Raw genomic sequence first — 15,594 nt, 5'->3', positions numbered from 1 at the left:
TCGTCTCCTCAGGCGCTGCGACGCAATAAACCTTGTTTTTTCAGCCATACCAGCAAAATGGAAATGGCTGCTGGTGTTATGCCTGAAATACGTGATGCTTGACCAATTGAACTTGGTTTATGGTCATTCAACTTGGCGATAACTTCATTGGAAAGCCCAGACACTTGCTGATAATCCAGATCAACCGGCAGTGCTGTATTTTCATTGCGAAGTTGTTTTTCAATCTCTTCGTGCTGACGAGCAATGTAACCTTCGTACTTCACTTGAATTTCAACTTGATCCGCAGCCTGAGGCTCTGTCAGCCCCGGGGCAAAGCGTGGCAATGATGTCAGCAATTCATAATTCATTTCCGGGCGGCGCAACAAATCTTCACCATTGGCTTCTTTCGATAATGGTGTTTTTAACATTTTGTTGATATCCACCAAATTATCGGAATGAGGATGTACCCAGATATTGCGCAGACGCTGGCGTTCTTGTTCGATCATTTCAACTTTGCGGCTGTAATGTTCCCAACGAAGATCATCCACCAACCCCAATTTACGGCCCTGTTCAGTTAAACGAAGATCCGCATTGTCTTCACGCAGCATCAAACGATACTCCGCTCGGGAGGTAAACATGCGGTAAGGTTCCTTCGTTCCCAAAGTACACAGATCATCGACCAGAACGCCGATATAAGCCTGATCCCGGCGTGGGAACCAACCTTCTTCGTTGTTGGCATAGCGGGCAGCATTGAGGCCTGCCAGCAATCCCTGTGCAGCCGCTTCTTCATATCCGGTGGTGCCATTGATCTGGCCTGCGAAGAACAACCCGTGGATATATTTGCTTTCCAGAGTCTGTTTCAAATCACGTGGATCGAAAAAGTCATACTCGATCGCGTAACCCGGACGAATAATACGGGCATTTTCCATGCCTTTCATCGAGTGGACAATCTGCATTTGCACGTCAAATGGCAAGCTGGTCGAGATCCCATTTGGATAGATTTCGTTGCTGGTCAGCCCTTCTGGTTCCAGGAAGATCTGGTGCGCGTTGCGATCTGCAAAACGCATGACTTTGTCTTCAATGGAAGGACAGTAACGAGGGCCGATCCCTTCGATGATCCCCGCATACATTGGACTGCGATCCAAGTTATTACGGATCACTTCATGGGTTTTTTCATTGGTATGGGTGATGTAACAAGGGATCTGCTGCGGATGTTGATCTCTGTTGCCCATGAATGAAAATACAGGCGTTGGATTATCACCCAGCTGTTGTTCAAGCTGGCTGAAATCAATGGATCGCGCATCAATGCGTGGAGGTGTGCCTGTTTTCAAGCGAGATACGCGCAAAGGCAGCTCACGCAGACGATGAGACAATGCGATCGCAGGAGGATCACCTGCACGGCCACCACTGTAGTTTTCCAACCCGATATGGATTTTTCCGTCAAGGAAAGTTCCCACAGTGAGAACTACAGATTTTGCTTTAAATTTCAATCCCATACGTGTGACAACGCCTGTAACGGTGTCGTTTTCCACAATGAGATCTTCTACGGATTGTTGGAAGATCATTAGGTTAGGCTGATTTTCCAACGCAGTTCTTACGGCTTGTCGGTAAAGTACTCGATCCGCTTGTGCTCGCGTAGCCCTGACAGCCGGGCCTTTGCTGGCATTGAGTGTTCTGAACTGAATACCGGCCTGATCAGTCGCTTTCGCCATCAGACCACCAAGTGCATCGATCTCTTTTACCAGATGCCCTTTACCGATCCCACCAATGGCTGGATTACATGACATCTGGCCCAAAGTATCAATATTGTGAGTCAGTAGTAAGGTTTGACGCCCCATACGTGCTGCGGCCATTGCAGCTTCAGTGCCGGCATGACCTCCGCCGATAATGATGACGTCAAAGTGCTCTGGATAAAACATGTGCGAACCTTCAATTGTGAGAATGCTTCATATGCATTGGGAGGAGAATTCTACCCAAGTTTCTACTTAAGACAAGTAGGATGAGATCATCGTTAATTAAAAGAAGATCTTTTTATTTAAAGATCTCTTTATTAGATCTTTTATTAGGATCACGATCATCTGTGGATAAGTGGATTTTCCATATAGAGATCATAATCCTGTAAAGGATCATTTGCTGTGAATGATCCGTGATCCAAGTCAGTATAAGCTGGGATCTAAATGCTTAGTTATACACAGGCGGTAGATTGTATTTAGGTTATTAAATGGATAACTACGGGTTAACCCCTGCTTTTTAGCTTAGTTATCCACAGTTGATCGTTATATTTTTAATCGGATCAGAGTAACTTTGACCACTCTTTAACCCATTCTTCGGCTGGATCTTCTGGAATTTCATGTTGCTGAATGTCTATTTCCAGTCGATCGCCGATCCGTTTTGCTCCGAGATCCACCAATAAACACTCCAGTGATCTTATTGCGCCACAAAATGTGTCATATTCGGAATCGCCGATACCGATTGAGCCAAATGTCACGTTACTCAAATCCGGTCTCTGTTGTGTGAGTTCATCAGCCAGAGGCTGGAGATTTTCAGGTAAATCCCCAGCTCCGTGTGTTGATGTGACCACAAGCCACAGCCCTTTAAGGGGAAGATCATCCAATGAGGGACCATGAAGCATCGTTGTTGAAAACCCGCTGTTTTCTAAGATCTCAGCCATATGTTCGGCAACGTATTCGGCGCTTCCCATTGTGCTGCCGCTGATTAAGGTTATCGTGCTCATCATGATCCTTGTTAAATTAAAGAGCAACTATTGTACGCTGTGAATCTATTGGGATCTACTTGTGGATAATGTGGTTAATCTATTTTCTGCCCTATGGCTTTATTGTCCTGATTATCGGGTTTTGCAAAGAGATCAATGTCTCTGTTGACTGGATTTCATCAATCGTCTGGATCTTGTTGATAAGTACGTCCTGAAGAGCTTCAATGGAACGGCACATGACTTTAATGAAAATGCTGTAATGCCCTGTGGTGTAGTAAACCTCAACCACTTCATCCAGCATATCGAGTTTTTTCAGGGCCGAGGGATAGTCTTTGGCACTCTTCAATATGATACCGATAAAGCAGCATACATCGAACCCCAGCTGTTTCGCACTGATATCAACCCGGGTACCTGTAATGATCCCTGACTGTTTCATTTTTTCCACACGAACATGAATTGTGCCCGGGCTGACTGCAAATTTTTTGGCTAGTTCTGCATAAGGTGTACGTGCGTTTTCCATTAAAGCGTGAAGTATGTCACGGTCCAAATTATCGATCTGATAAATTTCTGCCATTTTTAATCCCTATTTTTGAATGATATTCATTTTTATAGTGTAAAAATTATCGTTTATAAATAATAAACAATATTTTTATTATTATATATTGAATTTGTACCCTGTTTTGTTGCTTAATCTATAGCAACGGGACACAGGGTCACTAAAAATTTTTTGAGAGTAGCATCATGAAAACATCCTTCATTGAAAAACAGCAGCAGATTAGTTTTGTGAAATCATACTTTTCCCGCTTGCTGGAAAAACAACTTGATTTAATCGAAGTTCAAGGACCTATCTTGAGCCGTCTTGGTGATGGTACTCAGGATAACTTGTCTGGGCATGAGAAAGCTGTTCAGGTAAAAGTGAAAACATTGCCAGAAGCAACGTTTGAAGTGGTTCATTCTTTGGCAAAATGGAAACGCAAAACATTAGGCCGCTTTGGTTTTCAAGCTGAACAAGGGTTATATACCCACATGAAGGCTCTGCGTCCTGATGAAGATCGCTTGACTCCTATCCACTCTATCTTTGTTGATCAGTGGGATTGGGAGAAAACGATGGGTGAAGGTCAGCGTTCACTCGATTATTTAAAACAGACAGTAGGTAAAATCTACGAAGCAATAAAAGAAACGCAGCAAGCGGTAAGTAAGGAATTTGGTCTGGCACCGTTCCTGCCAGATCAAATTCACTTCATCCACAGTGAAGAGCTTCTGAAACGTTACCCTGATCTGGATGCTAAAGGTCGTGAACGTGAGGCTGCCAAGGAATTTGGTGCGATTTTCTTGATGGGAATCGGCGGCAAGTTGTCTGATGGCCAATCACATGATGTTCGCGCACCGGATTATGACGATTGGACTACGCCGAACAGTGATGGTTATTTTGGCCTGAACGGCGACATTATTGTCTGGAACCCTGTTTTACAGGATGCTTTTGAAATTTCTTCAATGGGTATCCGTGTTGATGCAGAAGCTTTGCAACGTCAGCTTAAACTGACAAGCGATGAAGGGCGCCTGCAATACGACTGGCATCAGGCGTTGATTAAAGGTGAAATGCCACAGTCCATCGGTGGTGGTATCGGGCAATCTCGTTTGGTTATGCTGATGCTGCAAATGGCTCATATCGGTCAGGTTCAGTGCGGTGTGTGGTCACCAGAAGTTATCGAATCAATTGAAGGTGTGCTTTAAGGTTGAATCCGCCACTTTCTCTGTAAGCGGCTTGTAAACTCGGTATCAAAATGCCAGATATGATCGAATATCCGCATGATACCGGGTTTTCCATAACGGGAAAGGGAGACTGCATGGAAGCGGTGTTGTTGATGCTGTTGCAGGTTTTTTATCTGATGGATTAGAGTGTCCGGCAAACGTTGGGCAATAAAATCTGAAATAACAACGGCATCAGCATCTTTCCAAATATTTTCTTTCATTTTTTCAATTGTTGCACTCAAGCAAGATGCTATATCGGTTCCTCCTCTGAATGTTTGCCCCAAAAAATGTACTGCCTGGGTAAGCCCATTGGAAGAAGTTAAGTCATAGTGGATCTGTTCTGTTGAGAACAACATGATGTGGCAGTGACGGTTATCTTCTAAAGCAATACGCATCAGAGACAGGCAAAATGCCTTCGCGCATCGTTCATTAAATCCCCCCATTGAGCCTGAAGTATCGACACAAACAATAAAAGGCCCACGAGGTTGTTCTGCATTGTGATGATGAGTCACGGGTTTTAATGCGGTTTTTGATTGCCAGTTATCCCCTTGCAGGCGGTAGGACAGTAATTTTTTCTCCAGCAACCGTCGATAAAACTCGTATTCCAGCCCTTCAATGCCCAGCATGGCTATCTCATTGGGCAGTAGCCTTAAAATATCATCACCTTGGCGGATCCCACTGATTTGTTCTGGTACGGTATCAGGGATTTTCTCGATTTGAGTAACCGGCTCAAGGACATGGCTAGTTTCAGGCGTTGATTTAGCTGTTTGGCTGCGGCCGAGCAATTGTGCCATTTTTTCCAGCTCAGGATGCTGCCTGAGAACGTCAGCATAGAGGGTGAAAAGTTGTATATTGCGTGAAGTCAGGTGAAGCCGGCTTTTGCTCATATCCCACAATCGGCCTGCGGCGTGATCATTGTGATCAAATATAGGATCAAGTTTATCGCTGAGCGTTATTCGTTTCTGGATCTCTGCCAATAATTGTTCTTTTTCTTGTTCTAATAGCGCCTTATTAAATGCCGTCACTTGCAGGATCAGACTGATGCGCCAGCGCTTAAGAAACAGTACTTGCCCTGAATGGGGATGGCCAGATAAGGTTTTTAACAGCTTGCTGGCTTCATTGGCAAAAGGGGAGCCTAGCTGTTGAAGTTTTTCTGTGGTAATTGGTAGTGCTTGATAAAAGTCTGCTGTATTGGTTACCTGCATGTTTTGATATAACTGAAACTCTTCAGCCAATGGAAAAGGAATAAACGTTTCTTTTATTCTTTGCTGCAATATTTGCCGCCATGAAGGGAGATCTTTCAGTAATGCTTGTTTCAGCCTCGGGTGTTTTTCAAAAAAAATAGCCAATTGAGGCGTACTCAGTAGTGTAAAAATGATTTCCTCGATCAGCTCGCTTTCGTTAATGGAGAGCAAGAGATCGAGCGTTGTCAGCGTTAACATATTACCCTCCGATTTTCGACCTCAAGTGTTCCAATCTTTCGGTTAACTGAAAGAAACTTTGTTCAATGTCGGCAATCCAATATTCTTCAATAAATAAACAAGGCTGATGCTGGCTAAACAATAGGTGCTGATGCTGAATTTCATCACGGATGGATAGCAGTTTTCCCTTCCATTCGGAATGGTTTTGCATGGTTGTGTTTTTTTCTGAAGTTATCGATTTCAACCTTGTTTGGCAAAGAATCGCGCTATTACGACTGGCATCCAGAACTTCAACCTGATGCTTTTCGTTGATTTCCATCATAATGGTTTGTGGAAAACCAATACCATTTAAACGAGCAGATAATTCCCCAGTATTACTCTTCAGTGAATTTTCCAGCGATTTCTTGTCTATTTCGATGAAGTTAATGTCTATATTGTGCAGATGTAATGAAGGATGCAGAAATAGCGTCAGTTTTTCGTCTTTGATTTCCTCGGGGAGTGAATAAAAGCGATTGCGGCCAAAAAGGGATTTTTGAGTGATTAACTGCAAAGGGGGATGATCATTTTTGCTTTGGCTGGATTGAACCCAATGCTGATATAACTTATCCATTTTCTGCATCAGAGAATGTTGTTGATAGGCTTGCTCGGTCAATAAAGTTTGCAGGAATTGTGGCAGAAGTTTTAAGGTGTTCAAGTCGTGCCACAGGCAATCTTTTAATAGCACCATGTCTAGCGCTGATATTTCGTTTCTGCCACTGAAAAGAGCGCTGGCCTGCAATAAGTGGATGGATTTTTTCCAGCGCCTGTCTGAAACATCAGTTATATTTCCGGCTGCATTTACTTGCTGGCGCAGTTGATAAATCAACTCGAAGATAGGATCGGGTAAGGATACATGGTTGATCTTGTCTTGCCATTGATGAAACTCGTCATCAGTGATCTGAATGTGAGCCGGTACAGGGTTGTTATTTTCATTGGTTCGATCAGTCAGTAGCGCCCGGAAATTTTTCTTTTCCTGAATCTTGTCCAACCAGATCCTGATCAACATGCGATCGTAGAGTGCTTCCAAACTGCTATCTGCATCAGGAAGTTCATTGGATGCAGTAACGAGTAAACGCATTGGCAGGAGCTCTTCTTGATTACCATTTCTGAATTTCTTTTCATTAATTGCTGTAAGTAAAGTATTCAGAATGGCGGGCCCTGCTTTCCAGATTTCATCCAGAAAAACAATTTTGGCGGCAGGTAAGTAGCCTTCGGTAAGACGTTGGTAGCGACCTTCATCTTTGAGTGCTTGAATAGAAAGGGGGCCAAAGATCTCTTCGGGAGTAGAAAAACGGGTCATCAGATATTCAAAAGCATGTGCATTTTGAAATGCAAATTTGAGCCGACGCGCGATAAGGCTTTTGGCAATCCCCGGAGGGCCAAGGAGAAAAACACTTTCCCCACATAAAGCCGCCAGTAGGCAGAGGCGAATGGCTTGTCGCCTTTCATATAGGCCACTTTCCAGATACTGGCTCAATTGAGATATTTTCTCGACTATTTGCATATCGTGAACACCACAGTTTGAACAATCAATTCCATTTTATTTATAGAGAAAGTGAAACCTATGCAAAGATTTTATGGTGAATTATTGTGTCTGTTTATGAGAGGAAAGCTGATTCAGCTTAATTTCTTAGGTAACTTAATATTTTTTATTAAATTATATTTTGTATAAAAGTTTCCCATAATGATCACATTTTCATATTAATCATGTTGTCTTTGATATTGGGATTTATATGATTCCTTCTCAGCGAAACGTTTCGCTCAGGAGTTACATAAAATGAAAAAAGGTGTTTTATTACATTCTGATATTTCCGCTGTTATTTCTCGTTTAGGGCATACGGATCAGATAGCGCTTAGTGATGCGGGGTTACCTATCCCATCTTCTACCCAACGAATTGATTTAGCACTAACTCAGGGAATGCCTGATCTACTCTCTGTGTTTGATGTTGTTGTTCAGGAACTACAAGTAGAGGCGATCATTTTGGCCGCTGAAATTATTGAACATAACTCTCAAATACATGAGCAAATCATCAAGCGCATTGCTGATCTCGAAACACGGCAGGGCAATGCCATCACAATAAAGTATGTGAGCCATGACATTCTGAAAGAGAAAACAAGGGAGAGCAAAGCCGTCATTCGGACAGGGGAATGTACTCCTTACGCCAATATTCTCCTGTGTTCTGGTGTAACTTTCTGAGGTGACTATGAAGCCATTACTGGAGTTACAGGGGATTGATAAGTCTTTCCCCGGAGTAAAAGCCCTGTCAGGGGCTGCATTGAGAGTTTATCCTGGAAAAGTGATGGCGCTAGTTGGTGAAAATGGCGCGGGTAAGTCCACGATGATGAAAGTCTTGACCGGCATTTATACAAAAGACACCGGCACGATCCGTTATCTTGGGCAAGAAGCCGTTTTTTCTGGCCCCAAAGCATCCCAAGAAGCTGGTATTGGCATTATCCATCAAGAATTGAACCTTATCCCTCAGTTGACGATTGCTGAAAATATTTTTTTAGGGCGGGAATTTGTCAATAAACTGGGCATGATCAATTGGAAAAAAATGTATGAAGAAGCCGATAACTTGCTAAGACGTCTCAATATCAGCTACAGCAGCCATCGGTTTGTTTCTGAGCTATCCATTGGCGATCAGCAAATGGTGGAGATAGCTAAGGTACTGAGCTTCCAATCCAAAGTCATCATCATGGATGAACCAACAGATGCCTTGACTGATACAGAAACCGAATCCCTCTTCCATGCCATACGGGAACTGAAAGCCCAAGGGTGTGGCATTGTCTACATTTCTCATCGTCTGAAGGAAATCTTTGAAATCTGTGATGATGTGACAGTATTTCGTGATGGGCAGTTTATCGGTGAACAATCTGTCCATACACTTGAAGAAGATCGTTTAATCGAAATGATGGTCGGCCGCAAACTGGAAGATCAGTATCCGCGTCTGGATCTCCCCAGAGGAGAAAAGAAGCTGGCAGTGGAAAATCTTTCAGGGCCAGGGATCAATAATGTCAGTTTTTCCCTCTTCGGTGGGGAAATTCTGGGGATCTCAGGTTTGATGGGCGCCGGGCGTACTGAATTGATGAAGATGATTTATGGGGCTTTACCGAAAACCGCAGGCAAAATCTTGTTGGATGGGAAACATCTTAAGGTTCGCAATCCACAAGAAGGGCTGACCAATGGCATTGTCTATATTTCGGAAGACCGCAAGCGTGATGGGTTGGTCTTGGGCATGTCGATTAAAGAGAATATGTCTCTCACCGCATTACGCTATTTCAGCCGACATCTCTGTTTCTTGAATCACTCAGAGGAACAAAAAGCCGTTACTGATTTTATCAATCTATTCAATATAAAAACTCCCTCAATGGATCAAACGATAGGGCTGCTTTCCGGTGGTAACCAGCAGAAAGTCGCTATTGCTCGTGGCTTAATGACTCGGCCGAAGATCTTGATTCTTGATGAACCAACCAGAGGCGTGGATGTCGGGGCAAAAAAGGAAATTTATCAGCTAATCAATCAGTTTAAAAAAGAAGGTCTGAGCATCATTTTGGTTTCTTCGGAGATGCCGGAAATCATGGGAATGAGTGATCGTATTCTGGTTATGCATGAAGGGAGCATCAGTGGAGAATTCAGTGCGGACAGTGTTTCTCAGGAAGCGTTGATGTCGGCTGCTGTTGGCAAGCAATTTACCAATGCATTCCAGCCAGATAACAAAAAAATAGAGTGAAGTTTGAAGATAATGGTCGAGGATAATGGATATGAATTCTAATACAGAGCTGGTCTCCCGGCGTTGGTTCACGAAAGCATGGTTTCTGGAGCAGAAATCGCTGATTGCACTTTTATTATTAATTGCTGTGGTTTCAGCCCTGAGCCCTAACTTTTTCACATTGAATAATCTGTTTAATATCCTCCAGCAAACTTCTGTTAATGCCATCATGGCAGTAGGCATGATGTTAGTCATCCTGACATCGGGGATTGATCTCTCTGTGGGTTCTTTGCTGGCTTTGACGGGGGCTGTTGCTGCCTCAATGGTGAGCGCGGATATTAATGCTCTGGTCGCTGTTGTCGGGGCTCTTGCACTGGGAGCAGCCATTGGAGCCTGTAGTGGTGTGATTGTCGCAAAAGGCAAGGTACAGGCATTTATTGCGACTTTGGTGATGATGCTGTTGCTGCGTGGCGTGACTCGTGTTTATACGGATGGCAGCCCAATTAATACAGGATTCAGTGATAACGCTGATTTATTTGGCTGGTTCGGCATTGGCCGTCTATTGGGGATCCCCGCCCCAGTATGGATTATGCTGCTGGTTTTTATTTTGGCTTGGTTCATGCTTCATCACACTCGTTTGGGGCGTTATATCTACGCGTTAGGCGGAAATGAATCTGCAACCCGCTTATCGGGCATCAGCGTTGATAAAATAAAGATCATCGTTTATTCCCTGTGTGGCCTATTAGCTGCACTGGCCAGCATTATTGAAGTTGCCCGATTATCTTCAGCTCAACCCATGGCTGGAAGCGGCTACGAATTAGATGCCATAGCCGCGGTTATTCTGGGAGGAACCAGCTTGGCTGGGGGAAAAGGTCGTATTGTTGGCACGCTGATTGGTGCGCTGATTTTAGGTTTTTTGAATAATGGATTGAACCTATTAGGTATTTCTTCCAACTACCAGATGATCGTCAAGGCAGCTGTCATTTTGCTGGCGGTTCTGGTCGATAACAAAAGCAGTAAATAATCTTACCCTACAGGAAAAACAATATGAAAATGAAGAAGCTGGCTACCCTTTTCTCTGCCGTGGCCTTGAGTGCAACCATGAGTGCTAATGCATTGGCGAAAGAGAGTATTGCATTGGTTATTTCCACCTTGAATAACCCCTTCTTTGTCACCATGAAAGATAGTGCCCAGAAAGAGGCTGATAAGTTGGGTTATAACCTGATTGTGCTTGATTCTCAGGATAATCCGGCCAAAGAACTGGCTAACGTACAGGATTTAACGGTTCGAGGAACTAAGTTAATGCTGATTAATCCTACAGACTCTGATGCTGTGGGTAATGCGGTCATCATGGCGAACAAAGCCAACATTCCGGTTATTACACTCGATCGTATGGCCAATAAAGGCAAGGTGGTCAGCCATGTCGCTTCAGACAACGTGTCCGGCGCTAAAATGGCAGGTGATTTCATTGCTGAAAAACTGGGCAGTGAAGCCAAAGTTATCCAGTTGGAAGGTATTTCAGGTACTTCTGCTGCGCGTGAGCGTGGGAAAGGTTTCTCTCAATCTGTAAAAAATCACAAAATTAATCTATTAGCCAGCCAGCCTGCTGATTTTGACCGAACAAAAGGGCTGAATGTGATGCAGAACCTTTTGACCGCCTCGCCTGAAGTGCAAGCGGTTTTCGCCCAGAATGATGAAATGGCACTGGGTGCGTTACGTGCACTACAAACGGCGGGTAGAAAGGATATATTAATTGTTGGCTTTGATGGCACAGAAGATGGCCTTAAAGCTGTACAGAGCGGTAAATTAAGTGCCACAGTTGCACAACGCCCAGACCAAATTGGGGCTATTGGTGTACAAACTGCGGATAAAGTCCTTAAAGGCGAACAAGTTGACGCTACCATTCCGGTTGAGTTGGAGTTAGTTTTCAAAAAGTAAGTACTTGGCATTATCTGTAACCACCAAAATTGGTGGTTACTCTACTGATTGAATTGGAAGTACTGAGTAGGACGTGTTGAACAGGAATAAATATAATGAATATAGCGAAACTTGTTGTGATGGGTAGCATTAATGTGGATCACATTTTGAACATTGACTCTTTTCCTCAACCGGGAGAAACCGTAAAAGGGAGGCAGTATCAGGTTGCTTTTGGAGGAAAGGGCGCTAATCAGGCTGTGGCTGCTGGCCGTTGCGGTGCTGACATTACATTTATTGCCTGTGTTGGTCAGGATGATATTGGAGAACGCGTTCTCCAGCAGTTAGTGAAAGACAATATCAATACTTCATCAATTGAGTGTATCGAAGGGGAAACGACGGGAGTCGCCCTGATTTTTGTCAACCAGCAAGGGGAAAATGTCATTGCTATTAACGCTGGAGCAAATGGTGCACTGACCCCTGACTATTTCAGCCGTTATGAACATGTGGTCAAAGAGGCTGGAGCCCTGTTGCTACAGTTGGAAACACCATTAGAAACGGTGCAACTTGCTGCTGAAACAGCGAAAAAACATCATACCAAAGTGATTTTGAACCCTGCCCCAGCCCAAAAAGTATCAGATCAGTTACTTTCTTTGATCGATATCATTACACCGAATGAAACCGAAGCCGAATACCTGACAGGTATCGCTGTCAATGATGATGCTGGGGCGAAGCAGGCAGCTCTGGCCTTGCATGATAAAGGTATAGAAACAGTCATCATTACCTTGGGAAGCCGCGGTGTATGGTTAAGTGAGAAAGGCAAAGAAGGCAAAATTGTTCCCGGATTTAAGGTGAAAGCGATTGATACGATTGCTGCTGGGGATACATTCAACGGCGCTTTGGTAACGAGGATGCTGGAAGGAAAAGATATGTTGTCGGCGATCCGCTTTGCTCATGCTGCGGCTGCAATTGCTGTGACACGCCGAGGAGCACAGCCTGCAGTACCGTGGCGACATGAAATTGATGCATTTCTATCTGAACAGGACTAACTGTGGCTACCATGAAGGACGTTGCCCGTCTTGCGGGCGTATCGACATCAACGGTTTCTCATGTGATTAATAATAATCGTTATGTCAGTGATCGAGTAAAAAATAAAGTCAATGCAGCAATTGAAGAGCTGAATTACGCCCCCTCAGCGTTGGCGCGAAGTTTGAAAATCAAACAAACAAAAACGATTGGGATGCTGGTAACAACCAGTGATAACTCGTTTTATTCCGAAGTCGTCAGGGGAGTGGAACGAAGCTGTTACGAACGGGGATACAGCTTAATTTTGTGTAATACAGAAGGCAGTGCGTCCCGAATGATCCGCAGTATGGAAACCTTGCTGCAAAGACGCGTTGATGGCCTGCTAATTATGTGTTCTGAAGCTCATCGGTTATCCGATGACGTTTTTCGCCGTTATCCATTGGTTCCGATGGTAATCATGGATTGGTCTCCATTTGAGTCCAGCAACGACATTATTAAGGATAACTCCCTGCAAGGTGGGGAAATGGCTACCAATTACCTTATTGGCCGGGGATTTCGCAAAATTGCCTGTATCACAGGCCCGAAGGATAAGACGCTAGCTTGCCTGCGTTTGGCTGGGTATCGAAAAGCAATGCAAGATGCGGGATTAGACATTCCTGCTGGATATGAAATCTACAGCGATTTCGAATTTGCGGGTGGCTTATCTTCCATGCAGCAGTTGCTCCAATTGCCTGAACCGCCTGAAGCAGTATTTGCGGGCAATGACGCGATGGCGATAGGTGCTTACCAAGCCTTGTATCAGGCGGGGCTTTCTGTTCCGGATGACATTTCTATTATTGGGTATGATGATATTGCAATTACCTCCTACTTGATCCCGCCATTGACAACTATCCATCAACCAAAGGATGAATTAGGCAAGCTGGCGATTGATAGCCTGCTCTATAGAATGGGCAATCCAGAAAGCGAGCCTAAAGAGCTGGTTCTGACACCAAAACTGATTGAACGCAGTTCCGTTGCCAAGCGCTGATAGTTTTTATTTCTTAACTAAGTGATTGCCATCTCCTTTATTAAGTAACAGGAATACCGTAGAGGAAATCAAGGTGATCACGCCCATCGTAATCAATGTATAGTGGAAATGGCTCACGGTTGAGCCATTTCCCATCGATTCATAAAACCGAAGCACAGCGGCACTGACCGTTACCCCAAAACTGATAGATAATTGCTGAGTTACGGCAAGCAGGCTATTGCCGGCACTTGCATTATTGTCATTTAAATCACCCAGCGTAATCGTATTCATCGCGGTAAATTGCGTAGACATTACCATTCCCAGTATAAACAGGGGAATTATCAAAAATGCGATGGGAATTTCCGGGGTCTGTAGCGAAAACTGAGAAATCATCACACCTATAAGCACAGTGACCCAAATAAGAGTATTTCGATATCCAAATCGACTGAGGATCTTGGGAATAAAAGGTTTAGCGAAAATTGAACCAAGCGCGTTAGGTGCCATCATTATTCCCGCTATCACTGCTGAGTATCCAAACCCGACTTGCAACATTAAAGGAATAATAAATGAAAGAGAGCCTGTACTCAGGCGGGTAGCTATGTTGCCTGCAATACCGACTGAAAATGTGTGAGTCTGGAATAGCCGGAGATCAATAAGCGGATTTTTGTGTTTTTTCGCATGGAAGATATACCCTAGTAATATAGTCATGCCACCGGCTAACAAGGCCAGAGGGACATACCCAGCAAGCGAGTTATCACCAAATAAATCAAAGCTAACCGAAATCATGACTAATCCCATGCCAAATAACAGGAATCCCAGAAAATCAAAAGGGCTTTTTGGCATCGTTAAATTGGGCATATTTTTTCTGGCATAAATGATGCCCAATAAACCGATGGGAATATTAATGATGAAAATCCAGTGCCACGTAGCATAGCTGACCAGCAACCCACCCAGCATTGGCCCTAAAATTGGACCCAATAACCCAGGCATGGTGACAAAACTCAAAATTGACAGTAATTCACTGCGTGGATATGTTCGCAGTAATGCCAAGCGAGCCACAGGCATCATCATTGCCCCACCGACACCTTGAATCACCCGGGATATGACCAAAAAAGTAATATTGTGGGAAAGCGCGCAAGCGAGCGAACCTAAAGAAAAGAGGAAAACGGCATAAATGAATACCCGGCGAGTGCCAAACCTGTCAGCTAGCCAACCGCTGACGGGAATTAGCATTGCTACAGTTAAAGTATAACTGACAATAGCCGGCTGCATTGCCAGAGGAGAATGATTAAGGCTCTTAGCAATTGCCGGTAGAGCCGTGTTCAGGATTGTGGCATCTAAAGATTGCATAAAAAAAGCTATGGCCGCAATCCACGGTAGTCCCGACATACTGCGTGCGGATTTAATCATTAGATATCCCGTCTTTTCAGTGGATGATGTTTGGTTACTAAATTACTTAAGCATTGTTTAGCTCATAGGTGTGTACATAGTATTTTAATACACTAGCCGATGATTGGTGATTCGTGGCCTTTGGAATTTATCTAGAGCCAGTCACCATGGCTATCGTATTTATCATCATATTGTTGGAGTAAACTCTTCAGGATAGTGATGATATACAGGCTAGAACAAATTAAAAAAAGAGCTAACGAAGGGATTTATTGAGGGCATCTATCCTTTGTCACTGTTTTTTTAACTGCACAAATGCCATTTCTCATTTGTGTAATTTGTTCATCTTACTTCATAGATTCAGTATTTGTTGCTTATCACGCCAGTTTTTGATTGAAAAAGAATCCAAAACGCCGGTTTTGTTGAAAAAAACCACGAACGGAAAAAAAATCGAAAAAAACTATTGTCACTTCCGTAAAACTCCCTATAATGCGCCACCACTGACCGACGCTGAGCGAATGCAAGCCGCTGAGGACAGTGAGAGAAAAGCGAAAATAAACGCTTGACTCTCGAGGCGAAAAGCGTAAGATACGCAGCCTCGCAACACGGAACAAGCTTCCGGTTGCACCGCTCTTTAACAACTGAATC

14 protein-coding genes are annotated in these 15,594 nt (G+C 43.9%); 7 read left to right on the top strand and 7 right to left on the bottom strand.

Going from position 1 to position 15,594, the window contains the following annotated elements:
- Positions 1–8 precede the first annotated feature (8 nt).
- The 3 genes from mnmG to asnC form a co-directional block, all read right to left on the bottom strand.
- Positions 9–1,898: a tRNA uridine-5-carboxymethylaminomethyl(34) synthesis enzyme MnmG gene (mnmG, locus tag FE392_RS02925; RefSeq protein WP_319928737.1), complete on the bottom strand. Its 1,890-nt coding sequence runs from the start codon at positions 1,896–1,898 to the stop codon at positions 9–11.
- Between the two features lie 374 nt (positions 1,899–2,272).
- Entirely contained in the window at positions 2,273–2,713 is a 441-nt protein-coding gene (mioC, locus tag FE392_RS02920) for an FMN-binding protein MioC (protein ID WP_319928736.1), read from the bottom strand.
- 91 nt (positions 2,714–2,804) lie between these two features.
- Entirely contained in the window at positions 2,805–3,266 is a 462-nt protein-coding gene (gene asnC / locus FE392_RS02915) for a transcriptional regulator AsnC (RefSeq protein WP_319928735.1), read from the bottom strand.
- Positions 3,267–3,433: 167 nt separating this feature from the next.
- Here asnC and asnA point away from each other — a divergent pair, with 167 nt between their 5' ends.
- The gene (gene asnA / locus FE392_RS02910) at positions 3,434–4,426 is read left to right on the top strand and encodes an aspartate--ammonia ligase (protein ID WP_319928734.1); all 993 of its coding nucleotides are present in this window, start codon (positions 3,434–3,436) and stop codon (positions 4,424–4,426) included.
- Here the strand turns inward: asnA and viaA are convergent.
- Positions 4,423–5,886 carry an ATPase RavA stimulator ViaA gene (gene viaA, locus FE392_RS02905; RefSeq protein ID WP_319928733.1) on the bottom strand — a complete coding sequence of 488 codons (1,464 nt, stop codon included), beginning with the start codon at positions 5,884–5,886 and terminating at the stop codon, positions 4,423–4,425. The two genes, asnA and viaA, sit on opposite strands and share 4 nt — an antisense overlap.
- 1 nt (position 5,887) lies before the next feature.
- Positions 5,888–7,408: an ATPase RavA gene (gene ravA, locus FE392_RS02900; protein ID WP_319928732.1), complete on the bottom strand. Its 1,521-nt coding sequence runs from the start codon at positions 7,406–7,408 to the stop codon at positions 5,888–5,890.
- A 273-nt stretch (positions 7,409–7,681) separates the two neighbouring features.
- Between ravA and rbsD the strand changes: the two genes are divergently transcribed.
- The 6 genes from rbsD (at position 7,682) to rbsR (ending at position 13,581) form a co-directional block, all read left to right on the top strand.
- Positions 7,682–8,101, top strand: a complete 420-nt coding sequence (gene rbsD / locus FE392_RS02895) for a D-ribose pyranase (protein WP_319928731.1) — start codon at positions 7,682–7,684, stop codon at positions 8,099–8,101.
- A gap of 7 nt (positions 8,102–8,108) precedes the next feature.
- Positions 8,109–9,635 carry a ribose ABC transporter ATP-binding protein RbsA gene (rbsA, locus tag FE392_RS02890; RefSeq protein ID WP_319928730.1) on the top strand — a complete coding sequence of 509 codons (1,527 nt, stop codon included), beginning with the start codon at positions 8,109–8,111 and terminating at the stop codon, positions 9,633–9,635.
- A gap of 31 nt (positions 9,636–9,666) precedes the next feature.
- Positions 9,667–10,638 carry a ribose ABC transporter permease gene (gene rbsC, locus FE392_RS02885; protein ID WP_319928729.1) on the top strand — a complete coding sequence of 324 codons (972 nt, stop codon included), beginning with the start codon at positions 9,667–9,669 and terminating at the stop codon, positions 10,636–10,638.
- A gap of 23 nt (positions 10,639–10,661) precedes the next feature.
- Entirely contained in the window at positions 10,662–11,552 is an 891-nt protein-coding gene (rbsB, locus tag FE392_RS02880; RefSeq protein ID WP_319928728.1) for a ribose ABC transporter substrate-binding protein RbsB, read from the top strand.
- Between the two features lie 95 nt (positions 11,553–11,647).
- Positions 11,648–12,577 (top strand): ribokinase, encoded by a 930-nt coding sequence (gene rbsK / locus FE392_RS02875; protein WP_319928727.1) that lies wholly within the window; start codon positions 11,648–11,650, stop codon positions 12,575–12,577.
- 2 nt (positions 12,578–12,579) lie between these two features.
- Positions 12,580–13,581: a ribose operon transcriptional repressor RbsR gene (rbsR, locus tag FE392_RS02870; protein WP_319928726.1), complete on the top strand. Its 1,002-nt coding sequence runs from the start codon at positions 12,580–12,582 to the stop codon at positions 13,579–13,581.
- A 6-nt stretch (positions 13,582–13,587) separates the two neighbouring features.
- Here the strand turns inward: rbsR and mdtD are convergent, their stop codons facing one another.
- The gene (gene mdtD / locus FE392_RS02865) at positions 13,588–14,970 is read right to left on the bottom strand and encodes a multidrug transporter subunit MdtD (protein WP_319928725.1); all 1,383 of its coding nucleotides are present in this window, start codon (positions 14,968–14,970) and stop codon (positions 13,588–13,590) included.
- 353 nt (positions 14,971–15,323) lie between these two features.
- Positions 15,324–15,594 (bottom strand): hypothetical protein (locus FE392_RS02860; RefSeq protein WP_319928724.1); only part of this gene is annotated, 271 nt, incomplete at its 5' end.

This window comes from Xenorhabdus santafensis (assembly GCF_033949405.1).
Taxonomy (GTDB): domain Bacteria; phylum Pseudomonadota; class Gammaproteobacteria; order Enterobacterales; family Enterobacteriaceae; genus Xenorhabdus; species Xenorhabdus santafensis.
This window is presented reverse-complemented; position numbering and strand designations above follow the sequence as displayed.

Bases quoted from the DNA above. Each gene is read 5' to 3' on its own strand.
- rbsC (WP_319928729.1), top strand. From the start codon at position 9,667: ATGAATTCTAATACAGAGCTGGTCTCCCGGCGTTGGTTCACGAAAGCA.
- mdtD (WP_319928725.1), bottom strand. From the start codon at position 14,970: ATGATTAAATCCGCACGCAGTATGTCGGGACTACCGTGGATTGCGGCC.
- rbsK (WP_319928727.1), top strand. From the start codon at position 11,648: ATGAATATAGCGAAACTTGTTGTGATGGGTAGCATTAATGTGGATCAC.
- asnC (WP_319928735.1), bottom strand. From the start codon at position 3,266: ATGGCAGAAATTTATCAGATCGATAATTTGGACCGTGACATACTTCAC.
- viaA (WP_319928733.1), bottom strand. From the start codon at position 5,886: ATGTTAACGCTGACAACGCTCGATCTCTTGCTCTCCATTAACGAAAGC.
- ravA (WP_319928732.1), bottom strand. From the start codon at position 7,408: ATGCAAATAGTCGAGAAAATATCTCAATTGAGCCAGTATCTGGAAAGT.
- rbsD (WP_319928731.1), top strand. From the start codon at position 7,682: ATGAAAAAAGGTGTTTTATTACATTCTGATATTTCCGCTGTTATTTCT.
- asnA (WP_319928734.1), top strand. From the start codon at position 3,434: ATGAAAACATCCTTCATTGAAAAACAGCAGCAGATTAGTTTTGTGAAA.
- mioC (WP_319928736.1), bottom strand. From the start codon at position 2,713: ATGAGCACGATAACCTTAATCAGCGGCAGCACAATGGGAAGCGCCGAA.
- rbsA (WP_319928730.1), top strand. From the start codon at position 8,109: ATGAAGCCATTACTGGAGTTACAGGGGATTGATAAGTCTTTCCCCGGA.
- rbsB (WP_319928728.1), top strand. From the start codon at position 10,662: ATGAAAATGAAGAAGCTGGCTACCCTTTTCTCTGCCGTGGCCTTGAGT.
- mnmG (WP_319928737.1), bottom strand. From the start codon at position 1,898: ATGTTTTATCCAGAGCACTTTGACGTCATCATTATCGGCGGAGGTCAT.